Origin of the sequence: Sphingosinicella microcystinivorans, from assembly GCF_003634215.1 — a bacterium.
In the GTDB taxonomy this organism is placed as follows: Bacteria; Pseudomonadota; Alphaproteobacteria; order Sphingomonadales; family Sphingomonadaceae; genus Sphingosinicella; species Sphingosinicella microcystinivorans.
Genome location: NZ_RBWX01000012.1, coordinates 73,581 through 94,594 on the forward strand (window position 1 = coordinate 73,581; position 21,014 = coordinate 94,594).

General features: G+C 64.9%; 15 protein-coding genes. 8 read left to right on the plus strand and 7 right to left on the minus strand.

Annotated elements, in window-relative coordinates; translation table 11 throughout:
* Window positions 1–93: 93 nt before the first annotated feature.
* The 5 genes from polA to DFR51_RS17685 are packed head-to-tail and all read right to left on the minus strand — an operon-like array spanning window position 94 to window position 6,478.
* Window positions 94–2,910, minus strand: a complete 2,817-nt coding sequence (polA, locus tag DFR51_RS17665) for a DNA polymerase I (protein ID WP_121053515.1) — start codon at window positions 2,908–2,910, stop codon at window positions 94–96.
* A 36-nt stretch (window positions 2,911–2,946) separates the two neighbouring features.
* Window positions 2,947–4,536, minus strand: coding sequence for an L-aspartate oxidase (gene nadB / locus DFR51_RS17670; protein ID WP_420853144.1), 1,590 nt, complete (start codon window positions 4,534–4,536; stop codon window positions 2,947–2,949).
* Window positions 4,536–5,117, minus strand: coding sequence for a hypothetical protein (locus tag DFR51_RS18875; protein WP_147423402.1), 582 nt, complete (start codon window positions 5,115–5,117; stop codon window positions 4,536–4,538). The genes nadB and DFR51_RS18875 overlap by 1 nt, the downstream gene beginning before the upstream one ends.
* Window positions 5,074–5,994 carry an ABC transporter ATP-binding protein gene (locus tag DFR51_RS17680; protein WP_121053521.1) on the minus strand — a complete coding sequence of 307 codons (921 nt, stop codon included), beginning with the start codon at window positions 5,992–5,994 and terminating at the stop codon, window positions 5,074–5,076. The genes DFR51_RS18875 and DFR51_RS17680 overlap by 44 nt, the downstream gene beginning before the upstream one ends.
* A gap of 43 nt (window positions 5,995–6,037) precedes the next feature.
* The gene (locus DFR51_RS17685; RefSeq protein WP_121053610.1) at window positions 6,038–6,478 is read right to left on the minus strand and encodes a host attachment family protein; all 441 of its coding nucleotides are present in this window, start codon (window positions 6,476–6,478) and stop codon (window positions 6,038–6,040) included.
* A gap of 93 nt (window positions 6,479–6,571) precedes the next feature.
* Between DFR51_RS17685 and serS the strand changes: the two genes are divergently transcribed.
* From serS to rimO, 4 genes are read left to right on the plus strand one after another with little or no spacing between them, the layout of a single operon-like run.
* Window positions 6,572–7,843 carry a serine--tRNA ligase gene (serS, locus tag DFR51_RS17690; protein WP_121053523.1) on the plus strand — a complete coding sequence of 424 codons (1,272 nt, stop codon included), beginning with the start codon at window positions 6,572–6,574 and terminating at the stop codon, window positions 7,841–7,843.
* Window positions 7,840–8,607, plus strand: a complete 768-nt coding sequence (surE, locus tag DFR51_RS17695; protein ID WP_121053525.1) for a 5'/3'-nucleotidase SurE — start codon at window positions 7,840–7,842, stop codon at window positions 8,605–8,607. The genes serS and surE overlap by 4 nt, the downstream gene beginning before the upstream one ends.
* A gap of 49 nt (window positions 8,608–8,656) precedes the next feature.
* A complete protein-coding gene (locus DFR51_RS17700) occupies window positions 8,657–9,700 on the plus strand; it encodes a M23 family metallopeptidase (protein WP_121053527.1) in 1,044 nt (347 codons plus the stop codon).
* Between the two features lie 47 nt (window positions 9,701–9,747).
* Entirely contained in the window at window positions 9,748–11,076 is a 1,329-nt protein-coding gene (gene rimO / locus DFR51_RS17705) for a 30S ribosomal protein S12 methylthiotransferase RimO (RefSeq protein WP_121053612.1), read from the plus strand.
* Between the two features lie 4 nt (window positions 11,077–11,080).
* Here the strand turns inward: rimO and DFR51_RS17710 are convergent, their stop codons facing one another.
* A complete protein-coding gene (locus DFR51_RS17710; protein ID WP_121053529.1) occupies window positions 11,081–12,505 on the minus strand; it encodes an FAD-binding oxidoreductase in 1,425 nt (474 codons plus the stop codon).
* A 319-nt stretch (window positions 12,506–12,824) separates the two neighbouring features.
* Here DFR51_RS17710 and DFR51_RS17715 point away from each other — a divergent pair, with 319 nt between their 5' ends.
* From DFR51_RS17715 to DFR51_RS17730, 4 genes are all read left to right on the plus strand, one after another.
* On the plus strand, window positions 12,825–15,812 hold the full coding sequence (locus DFR51_RS17715; RefSeq protein ID WP_121053614.1) for a TonB-dependent receptor: 2,988 nt from the start codon (window positions 12,825–12,827) through the stop codon (window positions 15,810–15,812).
* Window positions 15,813–15,920: 108 nt separating this feature from the next.
* Window positions 15,921–17,342, plus strand: coding sequence for a sensor domain-containing diguanylate cyclase (locus DFR51_RS17720; RefSeq protein ID WP_121053531.1), 1,422 nt, complete (start codon window positions 15,921–15,923; stop codon window positions 17,340–17,342).
* A gap of 109 nt (window positions 17,343–17,451) precedes the next feature.
* Window positions 17,452–18,837: a DEAD/DEAH box helicase gene (locus DFR51_RS17725; RefSeq protein WP_121053533.1), complete on the plus strand. Its 1,386-nt coding sequence runs from the start codon at window positions 17,452–17,454 to the stop codon at window positions 18,835–18,837.
* Window positions 18,838–18,975: 138 nt separating this feature from the next.
* A complete protein-coding gene (locus DFR51_RS17730; RefSeq protein ID WP_121053535.1) occupies window positions 18,976–20,025 on the plus strand; it encodes a GGDEF domain-containing protein in 1,050 nt (349 codons plus the stop codon).
* 18 nt (window positions 20,026–20,043) lie between these two features.
* Here DFR51_RS17730 and pip read toward each other — a convergent pair whose 3' ends face one another.
* The gene (pip, locus tag DFR51_RS17735; protein WP_121053537.1) at window positions 20,044–20,997 is read right to left on the minus strand and encodes a prolyl aminopeptidase; all 954 of its coding nucleotides are present in this window, start codon (window positions 20,995–20,997) and stop codon (window positions 20,044–20,046) included.
* Window positions 20,998–21,014: the final 17 nt, after the last annotated feature.

Genomic DNA, 21,014 nt, shown 5'->3' on the forward strand with positions numbered 1-21,014 from the left:
CCGCTTCAACGATGACCTGTTTCTGACGCCGCCCCTAGGCGCGTTCGATGACGCTTTGGTGACAGAGAAATGTCGGATGCGTGACAGTGCCAATCAGTGGGCAGCGTTCCAGTTCTGGCCGGTGCCGACTTCGACGACGAGCGGGACGGCCAGTTCCACCACGGGCGCGCAGGCATCCTCCATCACGCGCTTGATAACGGCACCCGCCGCTGCGGCTTTTTCCGCAGGCACTTCGAAGACGAGTTCGTCGTGGACCTGCAGCAGCATTTGGGCATCCGTGAGGTTCTCGGCTTCGAGCGCATCCTCGATACGAATCATCGCCCGCCGGATGATGTCCGCCGCCGTGCCCTGGAGCGGCGCGTTGATCGCAGCGCGCTCGCCGAAGGCGCGCTCTGCCTGATTCGACGACTTGATGAGCGGCGTGTGGATACGGCGGCCGAACAATGTTTCGACATAGCCGACATCGCGCGCGCCCATCTTGGTGCGCTCCATGTAGTCACGGATGCCGGGGAAGCGCTCGAAGTAGCGCTTGATGTAATCCCCGGCCGCACCGCGATCGATGCCGAGATTGCGCGCGAGGCCGAACGCCGAAATGCCGTAGATGATGCCGAAGTTGATCGCCTTCGCCTGACGCCGGATGAGCGGTGTCATCTCCGCCATCGGCACACCGAACATTTCGGACGCGGTCATGGCGTGAATGTCGAGCCCGTCGGCGAACGCCTGCCGGAGTTGCGGAATCTCAGCGATCTCGGCGAGTAGACGCAGCTCGATCTGGCTGTAGTCGGCCGACAGCAGGACGTTGCCGCCCTCCGGCACGAAAGCGTCGCGGATCTTGCGGCCTTCCTCGGTGCGGACGGGAATGTTCTGGAGGTTGGGATCGGTGGAGGAGAGGCGACCCGTGGTCGTGGAGGCGAGCGCGTAGCTGGTGTGGACGCGGCCGGTTTCGGGGTTGATCTGTTCCTGCAGCGTGTCGGTATAGGTGGACTTGAGCTTGGCGAGCTGGCGCCAGTCCAGCACCTTCTGCGCAATCTCGATGCCTTCGCCGGCGAGTCGGTCGAGCACATCGACGTCGGTGGAATACGCGCCGGTCTTGGCAGACTTCTTGCCGCCCTGAAGCCCCATCTGCTCGAACAGGATCTCGCCGAGCTGACGGGGCGAGGCGACGTTGAACGGCGTGCCCGCAAGCGTGTGAACTTCCGCCTCCAGCCGTTCGAGGCCCTGCGCGTAATCTGCCGAAAGACGCGCGAGCGCCGCGCGGTCCACCTTGATGCCGCGCCGCTCCATGCGCATCAGCACCGGCGCGAGCGGACGCTCGAGCGTTTCGTAGACCCCGGTCACATGCTCCCGCCACAGGCGAGGCTTCAGATGCTGCCAGAGGCGGAGCGTGCAGTCGGCATCTTCGGCGGCGTATTTCGTCGCGGCATCGAGCGGCACCTTGTCGAAGGTGACCTGCGCCTTGCCGGTGCCCGCCACCTGCTTGAACGGGATCGGCTTGTGGCCGAGCAGCCGTTCCGAAAGCCCGTCCATACCGTGTCCGGCCGGGCCGCCGTTTTCGAGCGCCTTTCCCGAATCGAGCGCATAGGAAATCAGCATCGTGTCGTCGAACGGCGCGATCGTGATGCCCTGCCGCGCGAGGACGAGCATGTCGTACTTGAGGTTCTGGCCGACCTTCAGCGTCGCGGCGTCTTCGAGCAGCGGTTTCAGCCGCGCGAGCGCTTCCACGCGGTCCACCTGTACCGGCGTCTCGCCGAGCAGCCCCTCGCTCGCGACGTGGCCGAGCGGAATGTAACAGGCGCGGTTCGGCGCGGTCGCGAGGCTGACGCCGACGAGATTGGCGCGCATCGCATCGAGACTGTCCGTCTCGGTATCGACCGCGACGGTGCCCGCCGCGAACGCCTCTGCGATCCAGCCATCGAGCGCCTCAAGCGTCGCGACGGTCTCGTATTTGTCGTGTTCGAAGGGCAGCAAGGGCGGTGAGAAGGCATCGGGCGGCGGCAGCGCGGCACCCGGCTCACCCGACGCGGCTTCCATCGCGGCATGTTTGCCGAGCTTGGAGAGCAAAGTGCGAAAGCCGTGCTTCTTGAAGAACGCCGAAAGCGGCTCGTGCGGCGGGTCCTTGAGCGCGAAGGTTTCGATCGGCTCGGAAAGCGGCCAATCGGTTTTCAGCGTGACGAGCACGCGCGACATGCGGATGTCATCGACGCTCGACGTGATCATTTCACGCAGCTTGTCGCGCTTGATCTCGGCCGCGCGCGCGATCAGCGTCTCCGTATCGCCGAACTGCTGGATGAGCTGCGTCGCCGTCTTGGGGCCGACGCCGCGCACGCCGGGGATGTTGTCGACCGCGTCGCCCATCAGCGCCAGCACCTCGCCGACCTTTTCCGGCGGCACGCCGAACTTCTCCTCGACATGCGCCACGTCGATGCGGAGGTCGCGCATGGTATCGAGCATGTCGATGCCGCCGCCGACGAGCTGCATCAGATCCTTGTCCGACGAGACGATCGTGACCTTCATACCCTCGTCGCGCGCCTTCACGGCGTACGCGGCGATGATGTCGTCAGCCTCGATGCCGATTTCCTCGATGCACGGCACCGAAAAGGCGCGCACGGCATCGCGGATCAGCGGGAACTGCGGAATCAGATCCTCGGGCGGCTCTGGCCGGTTCGCCTTGTATTCGGGGTATAGCTCCATGCGGAAGCTGTGCTTGGACGCATCGAGGATGACCGCGAGATGCGTTGGCCCCTCGCCCTTGTTCAACTCCTCGATCAGCTTCCAGAGCATCGCCGTGAAGCCGAAGACCGCGTTGACCGGCGTGCCTTCCGGATCGGTGAGCGGCGGCAAGCGGTGATAGGCGCGGAAGATGAAGCTCGACCCGTCGACGAGGTAGAGATGCTGGGGGGCGTCGGTCATGGACGTGCGTGTAGCAAGCCGCGCTCCGATTGGCGACTAGGGGATGAGCACAGTGTCCTCCGCGACCGGCGAGGGCTGCGGATAATCGAGCGTGTAGTGGAGACCGCGGCTTTCGTGGCGGCGGAGCGCCGAACGGACGATGAGATCGGCGGCGGTAAGCAGATTGCGCAGCTCGATAAGGTCGGGTGTCACTCGGAAGTGGCCGTAGAAATCCTCGACCTCGCCGGTGAGCAGCTTGATGCGGTGCTGCGCGCGTTCCAGTCGCTTGGTGGTGCGGACGATGCCGACATAGTTCCACATGAACCGGCGGATTTCCGTCCAGTTCTGCTTGATGACGACCTCTTCGTCCGAATCGGTGACGCGGCTCTCGTCCCATGCGCGGATTGCCGGGGGAGATGCGAGACCGTCCCAGTTCGCCGTGATGTGCTTCGCTGCCGCCTCGCCGAACACGAAACATTCAAGAAGCGAGTTGGACGCGAGACGATTCGCGCCGTGGAGGCCGGAGTGGCTGACCTCGCCCGCCGCATAGAGCCCGGGAAGGTCGGTCTTCCCATCGCGATCGATGACAACGCCGCCGCACGTGTAGTGCTGCGCCGGAACGACCGGAATCGGCTCCTTCGTCATGTCGATGCCGAGGCCGAGCAGCTTTTCGTAGATGTTCGGGAAGTGGTGCTTCACGAACTCCGGTTCGCGGTGGCTGATATCGAGGTGCACGTAATCGAGGCCGAGGCGCTTGATCTCGTGGTCGATGGCGCGGGCGACGATGTCGCGCGGCGCAAGCTCGGCGCGGCTGTCGAAGCGCGGCATGAATCGCTCGCCGCCGCCGGGGACGCCGGGTGGCAATTTGAGATGCCCGCCCTCGCCGCGCACGGCCTCGGTGATGAGGAAGTTCTTGACCTCCAGGTTGTAGAGGCAGGTCGGGTGGAACTGCATGAATTCCATGTTGGCGACGCGGCAGCCTGCGCGCCATGCCATGGCGATACCGTCTCCCGTGGCGCCGCGCGGCGCGGTGGAAAACAGATAGGTGCGGCCCGCGCCGCCGGTGGCAAGCACGGTGGCGCGCGCGGTCAACGTCTCGACGCGGCCGGTGGCGCGGTCGAGCGCATAGACGCCCCAGACGTGGCCGTCGCCAGAATAGCGCTCGCCGTGACGGCTGGTCACGAGGTCGATGCCCACCCGGTCCGGCAGCAGCGTGATATTGGGGCTGGCGGCAGCGGCCTTTTCGAGCGCCTGCTGGACGGCCCAGCCGGTCGCGTCGTCGACGTGGACGATGCGGCGATGGCTGTGCCCGCCCTCGCGCGTCAGATGCCAGCGCTCGGTGCCGCCCGCGTTGAAGGGCACGCCGATCTCGGCGAGGCGCTCGATCGCGGCGGGGGCGTTTTCAACGACGAATTCCACGATGTCGCGGTGGTTGAGCCCGGCACCCGCCACCATCGTATCTTCGATATGGCTTTCGAACGTATCGCCCGGCTCCAGCACCGCCGCGATGCCGCCCTGCGCCCATGACGTCGAGCCGGCGGACAGGTCCGCCTTCGAGATCACGCCCACCTTGAAATGCTGCGCGAGGTTGAGCGCGCAGGTGAGCCCGGCAGCGCCTGAGCCGATGACGAGAACGTCGAACTGCATCAATTCCATCCGCATCCAAAAATCGTATGATCAGCGTTCGCGGGTGAACGGGCCAGCGTCAAGCTGTGCTCGTAACCGTCACTATCCGGGAGACTGATCATTTCTTGGGTGGTTACAGGGAAGCCAGCTGCTCTCAGCCGTTCGCGAACCTGTTCGAGAGGGACATCGAGCACAAAGTGGAAATCGCCCGGGTCACCGCCCTCGGGAAAAGACTGGGAGATTTCCAGCAGTCGCATTCCGAGCCAACGCCCGGATACCGAGGTGCTCACGACCTGATAGCCATCCGCACGGCGGTACTGAATTGGGCCAAACGCGGCAGAAAGCGCATGGGACGCCGCTATCCTTCCCGGATACACGGTTTCGTTATCGATCCTGACCATCGCGTTCATGAAAGCCTCGTGTTGAGGAGATCTCTCGCAGGTTTCCGGACGAGCAAACGCAAGCAAATTGTCGAGGTCGACCACCACAGCGCGGCGCGACTGGCCGGTGGCACACGCTGCAAGCACCAGAGCTATGGCGACGGGTGCAAGGCGCACCTCACGCCGCCCGCTGCTGCGTGAGGTGGAGGAAGATGTCTTCAAGGTCCGCCTCGCGTGTCGAGACATCGACGACGCCGAGGCCGGTGGCGCTGATCGCCTGCAGAAGTTCGCCGGCGGTCAGCACGCTGCGATTGTAGGTGAGGATGAGCTGGCGGGTGCCCTTCATCTCGACCTTCTCGGCGGGGAGACCCGCGGGCGGGCTATCGAGATCACGGTCCACCGTGACGATCAGGCACTTTTCCTGCGCGCTCGCGAGGAGCGCATGCGTTTCGTCGTTCGCCACGACCTCGCCGTTGTTGATGATGGCGATACGGTCGCAAAGCTGCTCCGCCTCTTCGAGATAGTGCGTGGTGAGCACGACCGTGGTGCCCGCCGCATGGAGCTGGCGCACATAGGACCAGAGCTGCTGACGAAGCTCGATATCGACGCCCGCGGTGGGCTCGTCGAGGATCAGGATCGGCGGATTGTGAACGAGCGCCTTGCCGATCAGCAGGCGCCGCTTCATGCCGCCGGAGAGCGTGCGGGCGTAGGCGTGCGCCTTATCTTCGAGGCGCAGTGCGCGGAGGATTTCCATCGAACGGCGCTCGGCCTTGGGCACGGCGTAGAGCCCGGCCTGAATCTCCAGCGCCTCGAAGGGCGTGAAGAAGGCGTCGAACAGGATCTCCTGCGGTACGATGCCGATGGCGCGCTTGGCGTTCCTGCGGTCGGCGTCGATGTCGAAGCCCCAGATGCGCGCAGTGCCGCCGGTCTTGTTCACAAGGCCCGCGAGGATGTTGATGAGAGTCGATTTGCCCGCACCATTGGGGCCGAGCAGGCCGAAGATTTGACCGCGCGGCACGTCGAAGCTGACGCCCTTCAGGGCGCGCTTTCCGTCCGAATAGGTTTTTTCGAGGTCGCGGATTTCGATGGCGGGCTGCATGGACGCCCCGCATAGCGCGGACGCCCACGCCCGCCAAGCGGACTTACGCGGCCTCCACCATCGCGGCGATGGCATCGGGCGGCAGATTGGTCGCTTCCTTGGCGATCTCGGCGACGATGCGGCCTGCAACCTCCTTGTGATAATGTTTGCGCATCTCGCCGAGCGTGGCGGGCGGCGCGATCACGACAAGGCGGTCTGTTTTTCCTGCCAGCGCGCGCTTTTTCAGGATATCGGCGACGTCCGCTGCGAAACGATCCTCGGCGAGCTGCTTGAAATCGGTTTCCTCGTAGCCGTGGCGGCGCGCACCGACGCTCTGGAAGCTGCGGCCGGGACGGTCGGTTGAAAGTTCGCGGTCGGGAAGCAGCTCCTGCTGCTCCTCCCGGATCACCTGAAGGTCCGGGAACTTCGTGTCGCCCTCGTTGACGAGCAGCAAAAGCTTTCGCCCGTCGGCGACGCAAATCTCGGTCTTGTGCTGGAGGATCATGGCGGGTCCTTTTTCTGCCTCTGTGTGAAGCTTCAACGAAGCATGGCGAAACCGGTTGCGACCCAAAGGCGCGCGTTCCATAGAGCCTTCGCCATGCATGATATCCGTTATATCCGGGAAAACCCCGCCGAATTTGATCTGGGTCTAGCACGCAAGGGCCTCGCGCCCCTGTCGGCAGAGATTCTGGGCCGGGACGCTGCGCTGCGCGAGACCGTGACGGCCCTACAGGCCGCGCTGACCCGCCGCAACGAGGCCTCGAAGGCAATCGGCGCCGCGAAAGCGCAGAAGGATGAAACAACCGCCGCCGCGCTGATGGCAGAGGTGAGTGAGCTCAAGACACGCATTCCCGACCTTGAAGCGAAGGAACGCGAGCTTTCCGACGCACTGAACGCGCAGCTTTCAGCGATTCCGAACCTGCCCGCCGCCGACGTGCCGGAAGGGCCGGACGAAACCGCGAACGTGGTGCTGAAGACATGGGGCGAACCGCGTGCCTTCGATTTCGAAGCGAAGGAGCACGATGCCGTCGCCGCGCCGCTCGGCCTTGATTTCGAGCGTGCCGCCAAGCTTTCCGGTGCGCGCTTCGCGGTGATGAGCGGCGGCGTCGCCCGTCTGCACCGCGCGCTCGCACAGTTCATGCTCGACCGGCAGATCGCGAACGGCTTCACCGAAACCGCCGTGCCGTTGCTGGTGCGCGACGAGGCGGTTTACGGCACCGGCCAGCTTCCCAAGTTCGCCGAAGACCTGTTCCAGACGACGGACGGCCGCTGGCTGATCCCGACCGCCGAGGTCTCGCTGACCAACCTCGTAGCGGATGAGATTCTCGACACGGCGAACCTGCCGCTGCGCCTCACCGCGCTCTCCCCCTGCTTCCGCGCCGAAGCAGGATCGGCGGGGCGCGATACCAAGGGCATGATCCGCCAGCACCAGTTCGAAAAGGTCGAGATGGTGGTGATCGCGGCGGCGGACCAGTCCGAAGCCGAGCATACGCGTATGACCGAATGCGCCGAGGGCATCCTGCAGGCGCTCGGCCTTCCCTACCGCGTGATGCTGCTCTGCTCCGGCGACATGGGCTTCGCTTCCCGCAAGACCCATGACCTTGAGGTGTGGCTGCCCGGGCAGGGCTGCTATCGCGAGATTTCGAGCGTTTCCAACTGCGGCGACTTCCAGGCGCGGCGCATGAACGCGCGCCACCGCGCGGCGGGCGAGAAGGGGACGGCGTTCGTCCACACGCTGAACGGCTCCGGCCTCGCTGTTGGCCGCACGCTTGTCGCGGTGCTGGAGAACTACCAGCAGACAGATGGATCGGTAACGATCCCCGAGGTGCTGCGCCCGTACATGGGCGGGGTGGAGGCGCTGCGGCCATGAGAATCCTGCTGACCAACGACGACGGCTACCATGCCCCCGGCATGGCGGTTCTGGAAGCGATCGCGCGCGAACTCAGCGACGACATCTGGGTGGTCGCGCCCGCCGAGGAACAGTCGGGCGCCGGGCATTCGCTGACGCTCTCGCAGCCGATCCGCCTGCAGAAGCACGGCGAGCGCCGCTTCGCGGTGCGCGGCACGCCGACCGACAGCGTGATGATGGCGCTCGGCCTGCTGATGAAGGACAGCCCGCCCGACCTCGTGCTATCGGGCGTCAACCGCGGCGCGAACCTTGCCGAGGACGTCACCTATTCGGGCACCGTCTCGGCGGCGATGGAGGCGACGCTGTACGGCGTGCCCGCGATCGCGCTCAGCCAGTGCCTCGGTTCGATGCGCGCCGTGGAGGCGTTCGAGACGGCGGCGAAATGGGGCGCCACGGTCGTGCGCGCGCTTGCCGCGAAGACATGGCCGAAAGGCGTTCTGATGAACGTGAACTTCCCTGCCGTCGCGCCCGACGCGGTGAAGGGCGTGCGTGTGACCGAGCAGGGCTTCCGCGACTACGGCGCCACCGCCATCGAGGAACGCGTCGATCCGCGCGGCTTCACCTATTACTGGTTCGGGCTGGGGCGCGAAGCGACGGAGGCCGGGCATCTGACCGATCTGCAGGCGACGCATGAGGGCCTGATCGCGGTGACGCCGCTCCACCTCGACCTGACGCACTACGAAACGCTGGAATCGCTGAAAGATGCGGTGAAGCACCTGTCTTAGGCGCGATCGGCGATTCAAATCCGTATCGCACCGGGTTAGAGACTTACCCATGTTCCGCTTCGCCGTTCCGCTCGTCCTGCTTTTCGCCGCTGCCTGCTCGGCCCCGTCGCGGCCGCAGTTTCCCGTGCCGACGCCGAAGAAGCCGATCGAAGGTACGGCGACCCCCGCACCCACACCCCCGACGGCACCCAAACGCGCGCCCTGGAAACCGGTGAAGGTGGTGCCGGATGCGGTGGACGTACCGCAGCAGACAGTGACCGTGGTGCGCGGCGATACGCTCTCCGGTATCGGTCAGCGCACGGGTTCATCGGTGCAGGCGATCGCACAGGCGAACAGGATCGCGCCGCCCTACACGATCGAGGTGGGGCAGGTGCTCACCATCCCGGGCGGGCGCTATCACACGGTGAAGGCGGGCGAGACGGGCATCACCATCGCGCGCGCCTATGGCGCGGACTGGGAAGGCATCGTCACCACCAACGAACTGAAGGCGCCCTATACGCTGCGCGTCGGCCAGCGGCTGCGGCTGCCGACGAAGGCGCAGGTGCGCGAGATGACGCTCGCCGAACGCGCCGCCGCCTTCACCATCGACATCGACGACCTGATCACCGGCAGCGAACCCGCTGCGACCGAAGCCGCTGCAGCCGCACACCCCGCAGGCGAAACCGCGCCCCCGCAGGCCGTGGCCGCGCTACCCCCACCGCCCGCTTTCAACGGTCGCTTCATGGCGCCCGTGGAGGGCAAGCTCATCAGCCGATTCGGCGCCAAATCGGGCGGGCTCTACAACGACGGCATCAACCTCCGTGCGCCTGCAGGCGCGCCGATCCGCGCGGCGGCGAACGGCGTGGTCGTCTATGCCGGAAACGCAGTCGAGGGCTTCGGCAACCTTGTGCTGCTGAAGCACGATGGCGGCTGGGTGACGGCCTATGCCCACGCCGAAGACCTGCTCGTGATCCGCGGCGACACCGTCCGCCAGGGCGACCCCATCGCCCGCGTCGGCAAGACCGGCTCCGTCGACGAGCCGCAGCTTCACTTCGAGATCCGGCAAGGCAAGAAGCCGGTCGACCCGATGCCGCTTTTGCCGGGGGCGGGGTGAGCCCCCCCTTGCATCCCGGCGTGTTTTCCGTCACTGGCGCGCGTCTCATGACCGTGAAAACGCTCCCCGCGCCGCCGAAGGTCGGCATGGTGTCGCTCGGCTGCCCAAAGGCGCTGGTCGACAGCGAGCGGATTCTGACCAAGCTTCGCTCGGACGGTTACGCGATGAGCCCGGATTATGCGGGCGCGGACGTCGTGCTGGTGAACACCTGCGGGTTCCTCGATAGCGCCAAGGAAGAGAGCCTTGCCGCGATCGGCGAGGCGATCGCCGAGAACGGCCGCGTGATCGTGACCGGGTGCATGGGGAACGAGGCGGACGTGATCCGCGCACGCTTCCCCGATGTGCTCGCCGTGACGGGCGCGCATCAGTATGAGGCCGTCGTCGAGGCCGTGCACGAGGCCGCGCCGCCGGTGCCCTCGCCGTTCGTCGATCTGGTGCCGGAGGCGGGGCTGAAGCTGACGCCGCGCCACTATTCGTATCTGAAGATTTCCGAAGGCTGCAATCACCGCTGCAAGTTCTGCATCATCCCCTCCCTGCGCGGCGATCTCGTCAGCCGGCCGGCAGCGGCAGTGGTACGGGAAGCCGCGAAACTGGTGGAAGCGGGCACGAAGGAACTGCTCGTCATCAGCCAGGACACGTCGGCCTACGGCGTCGATATCCGCCACGCGACATCGAAGTGGGAAGGGCGCGAGTATCGCGCGCACATCACCGATCTGGCGCGCGATCTGGGCAAGCTCGGCGCGTGGGTGCGGATGCACTACATCTACCCCTATCCGCACGTTGATCAGCTGATGCCGCTGATGGCCGAGGGGCTCGTGCTGCCCTATCTCGATATCCCCTTCCAGCACGCGAGCCCGGCGGTGCTGCGCCGTATGGCGCGGCCCGCGAACGAGGCGAAGGTGCTGGAGCGCATCCGCTCGTGGCGTCAGGTCGTGCCCGATCTCGCCATCCGCTCCACCTTCATCGTCGGTTTCCCCGGCGAGACGGAAGAGGATTTCCAGTACCTGCTCGACTGGCTGGAAGAGGCGGGGATCGATCGCGCCGGCTGCTTCAAATACGAAGCCGTTGAAGGTGCCGCCGCGAACGCGCTGGATGGCGCTGTCCCCGAAGAGGTGAAGGACGAGCGCTGGCACCGCTTCATGGCGGCGCAGGCCCGGATTTCAGCCGCGCGCCTGCAAAGCCGCATCGGCCGCGAGATCGACGTGATCGTCGACGAGGCCGACGACGAAGGCGGCGCGACCGGGCGATCGCAGTGGGACGCGCCGGAGATCGATGGCCAGGTGCTGCTGCGCGACGCCGATGTCGCGCCGGGCGACATCGTGCGCGTGCGCATCGAGGATGCCGACGAGACGGACCTGTTCGGCGTTCCCGCTTAAGACTTCAGACGAAAATTTTGCCCGGGTTCATTATGCCGTTCGGATCGAGCGCGGCCTTCACGGCGCGCATCGCGGCGAGCTTCGCCGGATTGCCGAGTCGGGCCAGCGTTTTCGCCTTCGACGTGCCGATGCCGTGCTCGGCGCTGATCGAGCCGCCATACCGCGCGACGATATCGTAGACCTGCTCGCTGAGCTCGTAACGGCGAGCCATCAGCTCCGTTCGCGGCCCCGGCTCCGCCGTCTTGACGTTGTAGTGCACGTTGCCGTCGCCAAGGTGGCCGAACGCCATCACCTGCGTACCTGGCCAGTCCGCCTCGATGATCCGCGTCGCCTCTTCCATGAAGCGCGGCATGTCGGAAACCGGCACGGAGACGTCGTGCTTGATCGAAGGTCCATCGAGACGCTCCGCCTCCGGAAGCTCCTCGCGGAGGCGCCAGAAATCGAGACCCTGCGTGCGGTTCTCGGCGAGGGCCGCATCAACCACGAGCCCGTCTTCAAACGCAGCGGCAAGCGCGGTTTCAAGCGCCTGCCGCTGCGTTTCGCCGGCCATCGCCGAAGTCACCTCCACGAGCACGTACCACGGATACGGCGCCGAAAGCGGATCGCGCGCCCCCGGGATATGCTGAAGAACGAGATCGAGGCCGTGGCGCGGGATCAGCTCGAAGGAATCGACGTTGTCGCCGGTCGCAGCCTTGAGACGGGCGAGAAGCGTAAGCGCGGCGTGCGGATCGGCGAGCGCGACGAATGCCGTTGCCACCTCGCGCGGTGCCGGCACCAGCCGAAGCGACGCGGCGGTGACGAAGCCGAGCGTGCCTTCGGCGCCGATCAGCAGCTGCTTGATATCGTAACCGGTGTTGTCTTTCCTGAGCGGTGTCAGCTGATCGAGGATACTGCCATCCGGCAGCACGGCTTCGAGCCCGATCACCTGCGCGCGCATGTTGCCGTAGCGAAGCACCTGCACGCCGCCGGCGTTTGTGGAAATAAGACCGCCGATCGTTGCCGAGCCCTTGGCACCGAGCGAGAGCGGGAACATGCAGTCCGCGTCTTCAGCGGCCTTGTGCAGCGTTTCCAGGACGACGCCCGCTTCTGCAATGACCGTGAAACCCGGCGCATCGAGCGCACGGATGCGATTCATGCGATCCATCGAAACGAGCACGGCCGCGCCGTCTTCCTCGGGCACACCCGCGCCGACGAGACCCGTATTGCCGCCCTGAGGAACGAGTGGCGTGCCGGTTTCGTTCGCGATCTTCACGATACGCGCCAGCGTTTCCGTATCGCGCGGAAGCAGCAGCAACGGAGAAACGCCGGTTTTCTGATTTCGCCAGTCCGTAAGTTTGGACGCGAGACGATCAGGATCGTCGGACCAGCCGCCGGGCCCGGCGGCTTCGCGGAGTCGGTCGAGGGCTGTCATATCAAGGTGTGTCGCCATGGGTCCGACGCTCTAGGCGAAACCGCTACATTGCGGAAGATGCAACGTTTGGCGACATGGACCCTGCAAAAACCGATAGGCTGAATGGTCACAAACGTTGCAATCGGGCAACGCTCTGCTGTCAGCGGTGTCAGTATACCTGTTCAAAACCGGGGGGCAGCGCAGCGCCGCTGGACAAGCCCTTGAATCCGGGTTTCTATGCCCTTCAAGCGGTACAGGAATGGCCGTCGCTGTGATGGGCCGGCCCTTCCTCCGCGATCCGACGCGCTACATCAGACTGGCGCGCGGATGCAACGGTAACCTTGGGAGGGTACTCGTCATGCAATCTCGTTTCCGCGCACGTAGTGTATTCGTTTCCAGCGCATCTGCACTTGCCGTTCTTGCCGCTTCACCCGCGTTCGCACAGGTGACCGAGCAGAACGATTCCGGCATCGAAACCATCATTGTTACCGCCCAGCGCCAGGCGGAATCGCTGCAGGATGTGCCGATCGCCGTCAGCGCGTTTTCATCTGATGCGCTGGAGCGCCAGCAGATCGAGAATTCGAGCGACCTTCAACTTACCCTGCCCAACGTGACCTTCAGCAAGACGAACTTCACGTCTTCGAGCTTCACGATCCGCGGCATCGGTGACCTCTGCGTCGGCGTGACCTGCGACCAGGCAACCGCCATCCACGTGAACGACACACCGCTGCTGCAAACTCGCCTGTTCGAGACGGAATTCTTCGACCTTGAACGCGTCGAAGTGCTGCGCGGCCCGCAGGGCACGCTGTTCGGACGCAACGCGACCGCCGGTGTCGTGAACGTCATCACCGCGAAGCCGGATCTCGGAAGCTTCGGCGCCGCGGGCGACGCCGAATACGGCAACTTCAATGCCTACAAGCTGAAGGGCATGATCAACCTGCCGATCGGCGAAACGATCGGCATCCGTCTCGCCGGTTTCTATCAGAAGCGCGACGGCTATACGGAAAACGTCTACGACGGCAGCGACATCGACGACCGCGACATGTACGCGATCCGCGGGTCGCTGCGCTGGGAGCCGACCGACTCCACAACCATCGATCTGATGGCGTATTACTTCCGCGAGGACGACAACCGGTCCCGCATTCAGAAACAGAAGTGCCAGCGCGATCCGACCGGCATTCTCGGCTGTCTTCCTGCCAACCTGAAGTTTGAGACGCTGAACGGCAATGCCACGATCGCGGGGCTCCTGACGTCGCAGCAGTTCCTCTCCAGCCAGGGCATCCCGACCGCATTCGCGCTTGGCAGCATCTATGGCACGGACGTCTATGCAGGCTTCACCAACCCCGCCGACGTCCGCAAGGTGAATACGGACTTCACGCCCACGTACTTCACGGATGAGGAGCAGTATCAGGCCCGCATCACGCAGGACATCGGCGCGTTCACAGCCCAGCTGACGGGCCTCTACCACGTGAGCCGCGTCGATTCGATGCAGGACTACAACCTCTCCGTGCAGAACCGGGCCGGATACACGCCCGGCCTCACCGCGCTCTATGCCGGCGCGAACGGCCTGATCCCGCTGCCGCCGGGCCTTGCGGGCTATCTCGCCCCCGTCGCGTCCGCGCTCATCCCGAGCGGCCCGGGCGGAGAGCTTTGCACGTCGCAGGCCGAACCGAGCGGAACCGGCAGCTACGGTGGCCACTCCGTCTGCGCGATGACGCCGCAGGATTTCGACCGCTCCGTCCAGACCAGCAAGGACTGGTCGGTCGAAGGCATTCTCACCAGCAACTTCGATGGCCCGCTCAACTTCCTCGTCGGCGGCATCTATGCGGACCTGAAGCTGAGCGAGAACAGCTACTACGTGAACGCCTTCGGCCTCGACTACGCGACGGGCCTCCTCGGGGCATTCAACTCCTACAGCAACGCCCTGCCGCCGAGCTTCCTGGCAACGCCGTCGTACCGCAACAATACGGATTATTTCCGGCTGAAGTCGTACGGCCTCTTCGGTGAGGCCTATTACGAGTTCAGCGACCGCGCGAAACTGACGCTCGGCATTCGTTACAACAACGACAAGAAACTGGTGCGCGCGCGGACGACACTGGCGAACTTCCTGGTTCCCCACGGCCTTGATCAGGCCTTCGACTCCCCGTTCGTCGGCCTCTACGACGCCGATCCCGGACTGGCGGGCAACCAGATCATTCAGGAACGCCGGGTGTCGTTCAAGGAATGGACCGGCCGCGCCGTGTTCGACTTCAAGATCACCGACGACAACCTGCTCTACGCCTCGTACTCGCGCGGCTATAAATCGGGCGGCATCAACCCGCCGCTGTCGCCGATCTTCGCGGTTTCCGACAGCTTCGAGCCGGAGTTCATCGATGCCTTCGAAATCGGTTCGAAGAACAGCTTCCTCGACGGGACGCTGCAGTTCAACCTCACGGCGTTCTACTACAAGTACAAGGCCCTGCAGCTGAGCCGCATCGTCGCCCGCACCTCCGTGAACGACAACGTCGACGCCGACATTTACGGCATCGAGGGCGACGCGATCCTGAGCCCGACGCCAGGGCTGCTGTTCAATGTCGGGTTCAGCTACCTGCACACCAAGGTTGCCAGCGACAAATACCTATCGAACCCGCGCGATCCTTCGGGCGGACGTTCGGACGTCGTGATCATCAAGGACATCACGAACGCTTCGAACTGCGCGGTGGTGCCGACCACCGCCGGCAATGCCGCGGGTGCCAACGCGTTTGTGAACTACGTGAACGCCAACGTGATCAACCCCAGCATCGTCACCTCGGGCGGGCTGGTCCCACGGACGGCAGCGCAGCCGAATACCGCACCGCTGGCCGGCACGACGCCGTTCCCGTCGGGAAGCGGAATCGACGCCACGGGCGCATTCAGCATCTGCAGCGTGCTCAACGCCGCCGCCGCTTCGGCCGGCGCACTGTTCGGGGGCATCTCGGTCGCGCCTTCGGGCGTCGAGGTCAACCTGAAGGGCAACAAGCTGCCGCAGGCGCCGAACTACAAGTTCTCGGTGGGCGCACAGTACACCGCCGACTTCGACAACGGCATGTCGCTCGTCCCGCGCGTCGACCTGACCTACACCGGCGAAAGCTACGGCAGCATCTTCAACGGGCAGGTCAACAAGATCTCGGGCTACGCCCAGATCAACGCCCAGTTGCAGCTGAACGGCGCGAACGACCGCTGGTACATCCGCGGCTTCGTCCAGAACCTTCTGGATAACAACGCCACGACCGGTCTTTACGTGACTGACGCCTCTTCGGGTCTGTTCACCAATATCTTCACACTGGAGCCGCGCCGCTACGGTGTGGGTGCCGGCTTCAAGTTCTAGAACAGTTTTCGTACCGGGATGTGGGCGGGACTTCGGTTCCGCCCGCGTTTTTTATAAAGGCTTAATTCAGGTTCCACGCTATATCGCGCTTCAAACGGGCGGGGACTCATGCTGAATCAAGGCTTCTACATGACCGAGAAGCGCGCGGTGCGGGCGAAAGGTCCGTTCACCACGGGCCCACTCATCGTCGGCCTTGCGCATTTCATCATCGCGCTCATCAACATCCGTCTGACGGGCTGGTCCGTCGGCATGGCGACGGTGTGGGCGGCGAACGCCCTGGTTTTTGCCGCGCTGGTCGTCGTACCGACGCGGCGCTGGACACCCTATGTGATTTCCGTCTGGATCGCGGGGTTCGCGGCGAATCTTCTGGGCGGCTATCCAGCCTTCGCCGCCGCGCCCTTCGCCGCGCTCAATATCGCCGAAGCCGCGCTCGCCGCCCTCCTCACCCGGCACCTGATCGGCGGGCCGCTTCAGCTTGAGCGTCCCGACCATCTCCTGAAATTCATCGGTGCCTCGATCGTTGCCGCCGCATTTTCCGCCTCGCTCAGCGCTCCGTTCATGTCGGCAGCCGTCGACGAGGCAATGGGGCGAAGCTGGCTGTCGTGGTTCGCGTCCGACACGCTCGGGCTCTTGTTGGTGACACCCATCCTGCTGATCGTCTTCGCCATCTGGTCCGGCAAGCGTTCGTTCCTGCAAGGCCGCAGCGCCGTGGAGGCGGCAGGCTTGTTCGCGCTCGTGACGGGTCTCAGCGTCCTCGTGTTCGCGCAGACGCGCTGGCCGATGCTGTTCCTGCTGTTGCCGCCGATGCTGCTGACGACCTTCCGACTGCGTTCGGCTGGGGCCACGGTCGCCATCGTTATCGTCGCGTGCGTCGGCTCCTACTTCACGACAATAGGTTCCGGCCCCATCGCGCTGATGCCCGGCGACCTTGCGGACCGAATCTACTTCTTCCAGTTCTTCCTCGCGGTCGCTTTCCTGCCCTCGCTTCCCGTCGCCTGCGTGCTTGACGAGCGCGACGCGCTCGCGGCGATCGCCGAACGGCAAGCCTCGACCGACGAACTGACCGGAACCGCTTCGCGCCGCATGTTCCTCGCCCGGCTCGAGGCCGCCGGCGAAGCCGCCAACGCCAACGGCACCGCCTTTTCGGTCGCGCTGTTCGATGTCGACCACTTCAAGTCCGTCAACGACCGCTTCGGCCACGACGTCGGCGACGCTGTGCTGCGCCACGTCGGCGCGCTCGCGATGGCCATCGTGGGGCGCCACGGCCTCGTCGGGCGCCTCGGCGGTGAAGAATTTGCCGTGCTGATGCCGGGCCGCAGCCTCGACCAGGCGGCAGGGCTGTGCGAGGCGCTGCGCAAGGCCTGCTCCGACACCGACGACATGCCGGAGGGCGTCGTGCCGGTCACGATCAGCGTCGGCGTGGCGGCGCTCGCGCGCGGCCGAGCGGCCGCAGACGTGTTGAAAGCCGCCGACGCGGCGATGTACCTTGCCAAGTCGAGCGGTCGCGACCGCGTACAGATCGTCCGCTGAGGACGCGGTCTCTTGTCGCTGCACCGCGCAGTTTCCTTGACATTTTGCGGGGAAACGCCAAAAGCGCGGCGCAAGGCACTCTGTTAACGCCTGCACAAGGTCATTGAATTTGAGCTTTCACGCCCTCGGCCTTTCGGACGAGCTTCTCGCGGCTGTTGAAGACAGCGGCTATACCGAGCCTACCGCCATTCAGCGGCAGGCGATTCCGCTTGTTCTGATGGGCCGCGACATCATCGGCGTTGCGCAGACCGGCACCGGCAAGACCGCCTCTTTCGTGCTGCCGTTGATCGACATCCTTGCCCACGGGCGCGGCCGCGCCCGGATGCCGCGCTCGCTGATCATCGCGCCGACGCGCGAACTTGCCGATCAGGTGGCGCAGAACTTCCTGAAATACGGCAAGAATCACAATCTTTCGATGGCGTTGCTGATCGGGGGCGTCGGCTTCGGCGATCAGGACAAGGCGCTGGAAAAGGGCGTTGACGTGCTGATCGCGACGCCGGGTCGCCTGCTCGACCAGTTCGAGCGCGGCAAGATCCTGCTGTCGGGTGTCGACATCCTCGTTATCGACGAGGCCGACCGGATGCTCGACATGGGCTTCATCCCCGATGTGGAGCGCATTTGCTCGCTGCTCGGCCCGAACCGGCAGAGCCTGCTTTTCTCTGCCACGATGGCAGCACCCATCAAGAAGCTGGCCGACCGCTTCCTGAAAGACCCGCGCATGATCGAGGTGGCGCGGCAATCGAGCACAAACGCCAACATCGCGCAATCGCTGCAGATGACCGGCCCGCGCGAAAAGAAGCAGGCGCTGCGCGCGCTGCTGCGCGCCGAAGAAGTGACGAGCGCGATCGTTTTCTGCAATCGCAAGCGCGATGTGAAGGAACTCGTCGAGTCGCTGAAGCGCGACGGCTTCCGCGCCGGGCAGATTCACGGCGACATGGAGCAGCGCGACCGCCTGTCGACGCTGGAAGACTTCAAGGCGGACCGCATCTCCATCCTCGTCGCCTCCGACGTCGCGGCGCGGGGTCTGGACATCAAGGGCGTCAGCCATGTTTTCAACTTCGACGTGCCCTTCAACGCCGAAGATTATGTTCACCGCATCGGCCGAACCGGACGCGCGGGGAAGACCGGCATTGCGGTAACGCTGGTGACCTCCGCCGACACGGACCTCATCGCCGACATCGAGAAGCTGATCGGTACTCGCATCGAGCGCCGCGGCGCAGTGCCGCAGCAGGACGACAGCGCCAAAAGTGCCGCCAAGCCTGCTGACACGGATGCCGACAGCAATGCGGAAAAGGACGCCCGCCCGGCAGGCAGCCGTGCGCGGGGTGGAAAACGCGCGCGGGGCGGCGATCGCAAGCCCGAAGTGCCGCGCGCAGAGGTGGCTCCCAAGGCAGCACCCAAGCCGGCCGCGCGTCCTGCGCGCGAGGAAGACTCTGACGACGGCGGCTGGAATGGACCCCTTCCCGACTTCCTTTCCGTATCCGCACGCGGCTGATTTTATCTTCCTTTTCGGAAATTTTAACCTGCGCCTGCCATAGCTTGCAACGAATGGGCTGGTCGGTGGTTCTCCGTGCGCCGCAACGGGCATGGAAATCTGCGACTTTGGTCCGAGGGGACATTCGGTGGGCTATAAATGACGGATTCGAAACAGATCTTCGAAAATATCCGCCAGCACTTGGAGGCTGGGGCCATTTCGCCCACGCCCGCCAACTACGAATTCTGGTATCGTTACGTCACCGGGTCCGATCCTGAACTTCGCGTTGCCGTAGACGCCGTTATGCACACCGTGGGCCGCGTATCGACGCGCGCGATGCACAACATCCGCCGCGAACTCTACGGCGCCTCCATGCCCGCCGATCTCAGCGTTCTGATCGACCAGACGCAGGCGCAGTTGAAGCGCATGTCGCACTTCGTCGAGGAAACCGGTGGCGACGCCAAGGATTACAGCCGCACGCTGCGGGAAAGTTCCGACAGCATCAACGCTGCCGCCGACATCGATACACAGCGCGCGCTTCTTGCCGATCTTGTCTCCGCGACGGGTGCGATGATCGACAAGACCGAGCGGCTGGAGGCGCAGCTCGCGATTTCCGGCCAGGAGATCAACATCCTGAAGCAGGATCTGGAAACGGCGCGTACCGAAAGCCGCACCGATCCGCTGACCGGGCTTTCGAATCGCAAGGCGTTCACCTCGTATCTGGAAGCACAGGCAGGGCGCGCGCTTGCCGACCGCAAACCGCTGTGCCTTGCCTTCTGCGACATCGATCACTTCAAGCAGTTCAACGACACGTGGGGCCACCGCATGGGTGACGAGGTGCTGCGCCTCGTCGGCCAGAGTCTCGAACAGCTTTCGCACGGCGTCGGCTACCCGGCGCGCTTCGGCGGCGAGGAGTTCGTGATCGTGCTCCCCGGCAAGACGCTGCAGGCCGCGCACGACATTTGCGAGCAGATTCGCGACTACATCTCGTCACGCAGCGTCCGCGCCAAGAACAGCAACAAGGAAGTCGGGCGCATCACACTGTCGCTCGGCATTTCGCAGCTACGCTGGAACGACACGGTCGACACGCTCGTCGAGCGTGCGGACATGGCGCTTTACCGGGCGAAGGCGACCGGCCGCAACCGCGTGGTGGGCGAGGATGAGCTCGAAGCTGCCGCTGCGCCCAAGGCGACCGCACACGCCGCCTGACCAGTGCCGAGCTGCGTGTCAGCCGATTCTGAAGCGATCTGTCTCTTCGATCAGCCGGTGGAGGATTCCCGGCTCCGAATAGGCATGGCCCGCACCCTCCACGAGATGGAAGGCCGCATCGGGCCACGCCTTGTGGAGCGCCCAGGCATAGCGCGCAGGGCAGGGCATGTCGTAGCGGCCATGCACGATCGCACCGGGAATGCCGCGAAGCCGACCGGCGTTATTCAGCAGTTGACCGTCCTCCAGCCAGGCACCGTGGTGGAAATAGTGGTTCTCTATGCGCGCGAAGGCGAGCGCGTAGTGACCGTCGTGAAAGGGTGCCGAGAACGACGGATCGGGGAGCAACGTGATCGTCTCGCCTTCCCAGATGCTCCAGGCCTTGGCGGCTGCTAGCTTTGCCCCCTCGTCGTCTCCGGTGAGCAGGCGGCGGTAAGCGCCGATCATGTCACCGCGCTCCGCCTCAGGCACCGGCGCGATGAAACGCTCCCACTTGTCCGGGAACATCTCCGAAACGCCGAACTGGTAGTACCATTCCAGTTCGGGCCGCGTGCACGTGTAGATACCGCGCAGGATGAGCGCGCTGACGCGTTCGGAGTGCGTTTCCGCGTAGGCGAGCGCCAGCGTCGAGCCCCACGAACCGCCGAACACCAACCACTTTTCGGCACCGACCATGACACGCAGCCGCTCGATATCGGCAACGAGGTGCCAGGTCGTGTTCGCCTCCAGCGAGGCATAGGGGAGCGACCGGCCGCAGCCGCGCTGATCGAACAGCATCACGTCGTAGACGTCGGGATCGAACAGGCACCGATGCGCGGGCGAAATGCCGCCGCCGGGGCCGCCGTGCAGGAACACCGCAGGCTTGCCGCCCCGCTTCCCCGAACGCTCGTAATAGATCTGATGGCCGTCGCCCACGTCGAGCATACCCGTCTCGTACGGCTCGATCTCCGGATACAAAGTCCTCAACGCACCCATCGCCCGCTTCCTTTCGT

Excerpts from the sequence above, each read along its gene's own strand:
- polA (WP_121053515.1), bottom strand. The coding sequence starts at position 2,910 with ATGACCGACGCCCCCCAGCATCTCTACCTCGTCGACGGGTCGAGCTTC.
- DFR51_RS17685 (WP_121053610.1), bottom strand. The coding sequence starts at position 6,478 with ATGATCCTCCAGCACAAGACCGAGATTTGCGTCGCCGACGGGCGAAAG.
- DFR51_RS17700 (WP_121053527.1), top strand. The coding sequence starts at position 8,657 with ATGTTCCGCTTCGCCGTTCCGCTCGTCCTGCTTTTCGCCGCTGCCTGC.
- pip (WP_121053537.1), bottom strand. The coding sequence starts at position 20,997 with ATGGGTGCGTTGAGGACTTTGTATCCGGAGATCGAGCCGTACGAGACG.
- DFR51_RS17720 (WP_121053531.1), top strand. The coding sequence starts at position 15,921 with ATGCTGAATCAAGGCTTCTACATGACCGAGAAGCGCGCGGTGCGGGCG.
- serS (WP_121053523.1), top strand. The coding sequence starts at position 6,572 with ATGCATGATATCCGTTATATCCGGGAAAACCCCGCCGAATTTGATCTG.
- DFR51_RS17730 (WP_121053535.1), top strand. The coding sequence starts at position 18,976 with ATGACGGATTCGAAACAGATCTTCGAAAATATCCGCCAGCACTTGGAG.
- DFR51_RS17715 (WP_121053614.1), top strand. The coding sequence starts at position 12,825 with ATGCAATCTCGTTTCCGCGCACGTAGTGTATTCGTTTCCAGCGCATCT.
- DFR51_RS17710 (WP_121053529.1), bottom strand. The coding sequence starts at position 12,505 with ATGGCGACACACCTTGATATGACAGCCCTCGACCGACTCCGCGAAGCC.
- DFR51_RS17680 (WP_121053521.1), bottom strand. The coding sequence starts at position 5,994 with ATGCAGCCCGCCATCGAAATCCGCGACCTCGAAAAAACCTATTCGGAC.
- surE (WP_121053525.1), top strand. The coding sequence starts at position 7,840 with ATGAGAATCCTGCTGACCAACGACGACGGCTACCATGCCCCCGGCATG.
- rimO (WP_121053612.1), top strand. The coding sequence starts at position 9,748 with ATGACCGTGAAAACGCTCCCCGCGCCGCCGAAGGTCGGCATGGTGTCG.
- nadB (WP_420853144.1), bottom strand. The coding sequence starts at position 4,536 with ATGCAGTTCGACGTTCTCGTCATCGGCTCAGGCGCTGCCGGGCTCACC.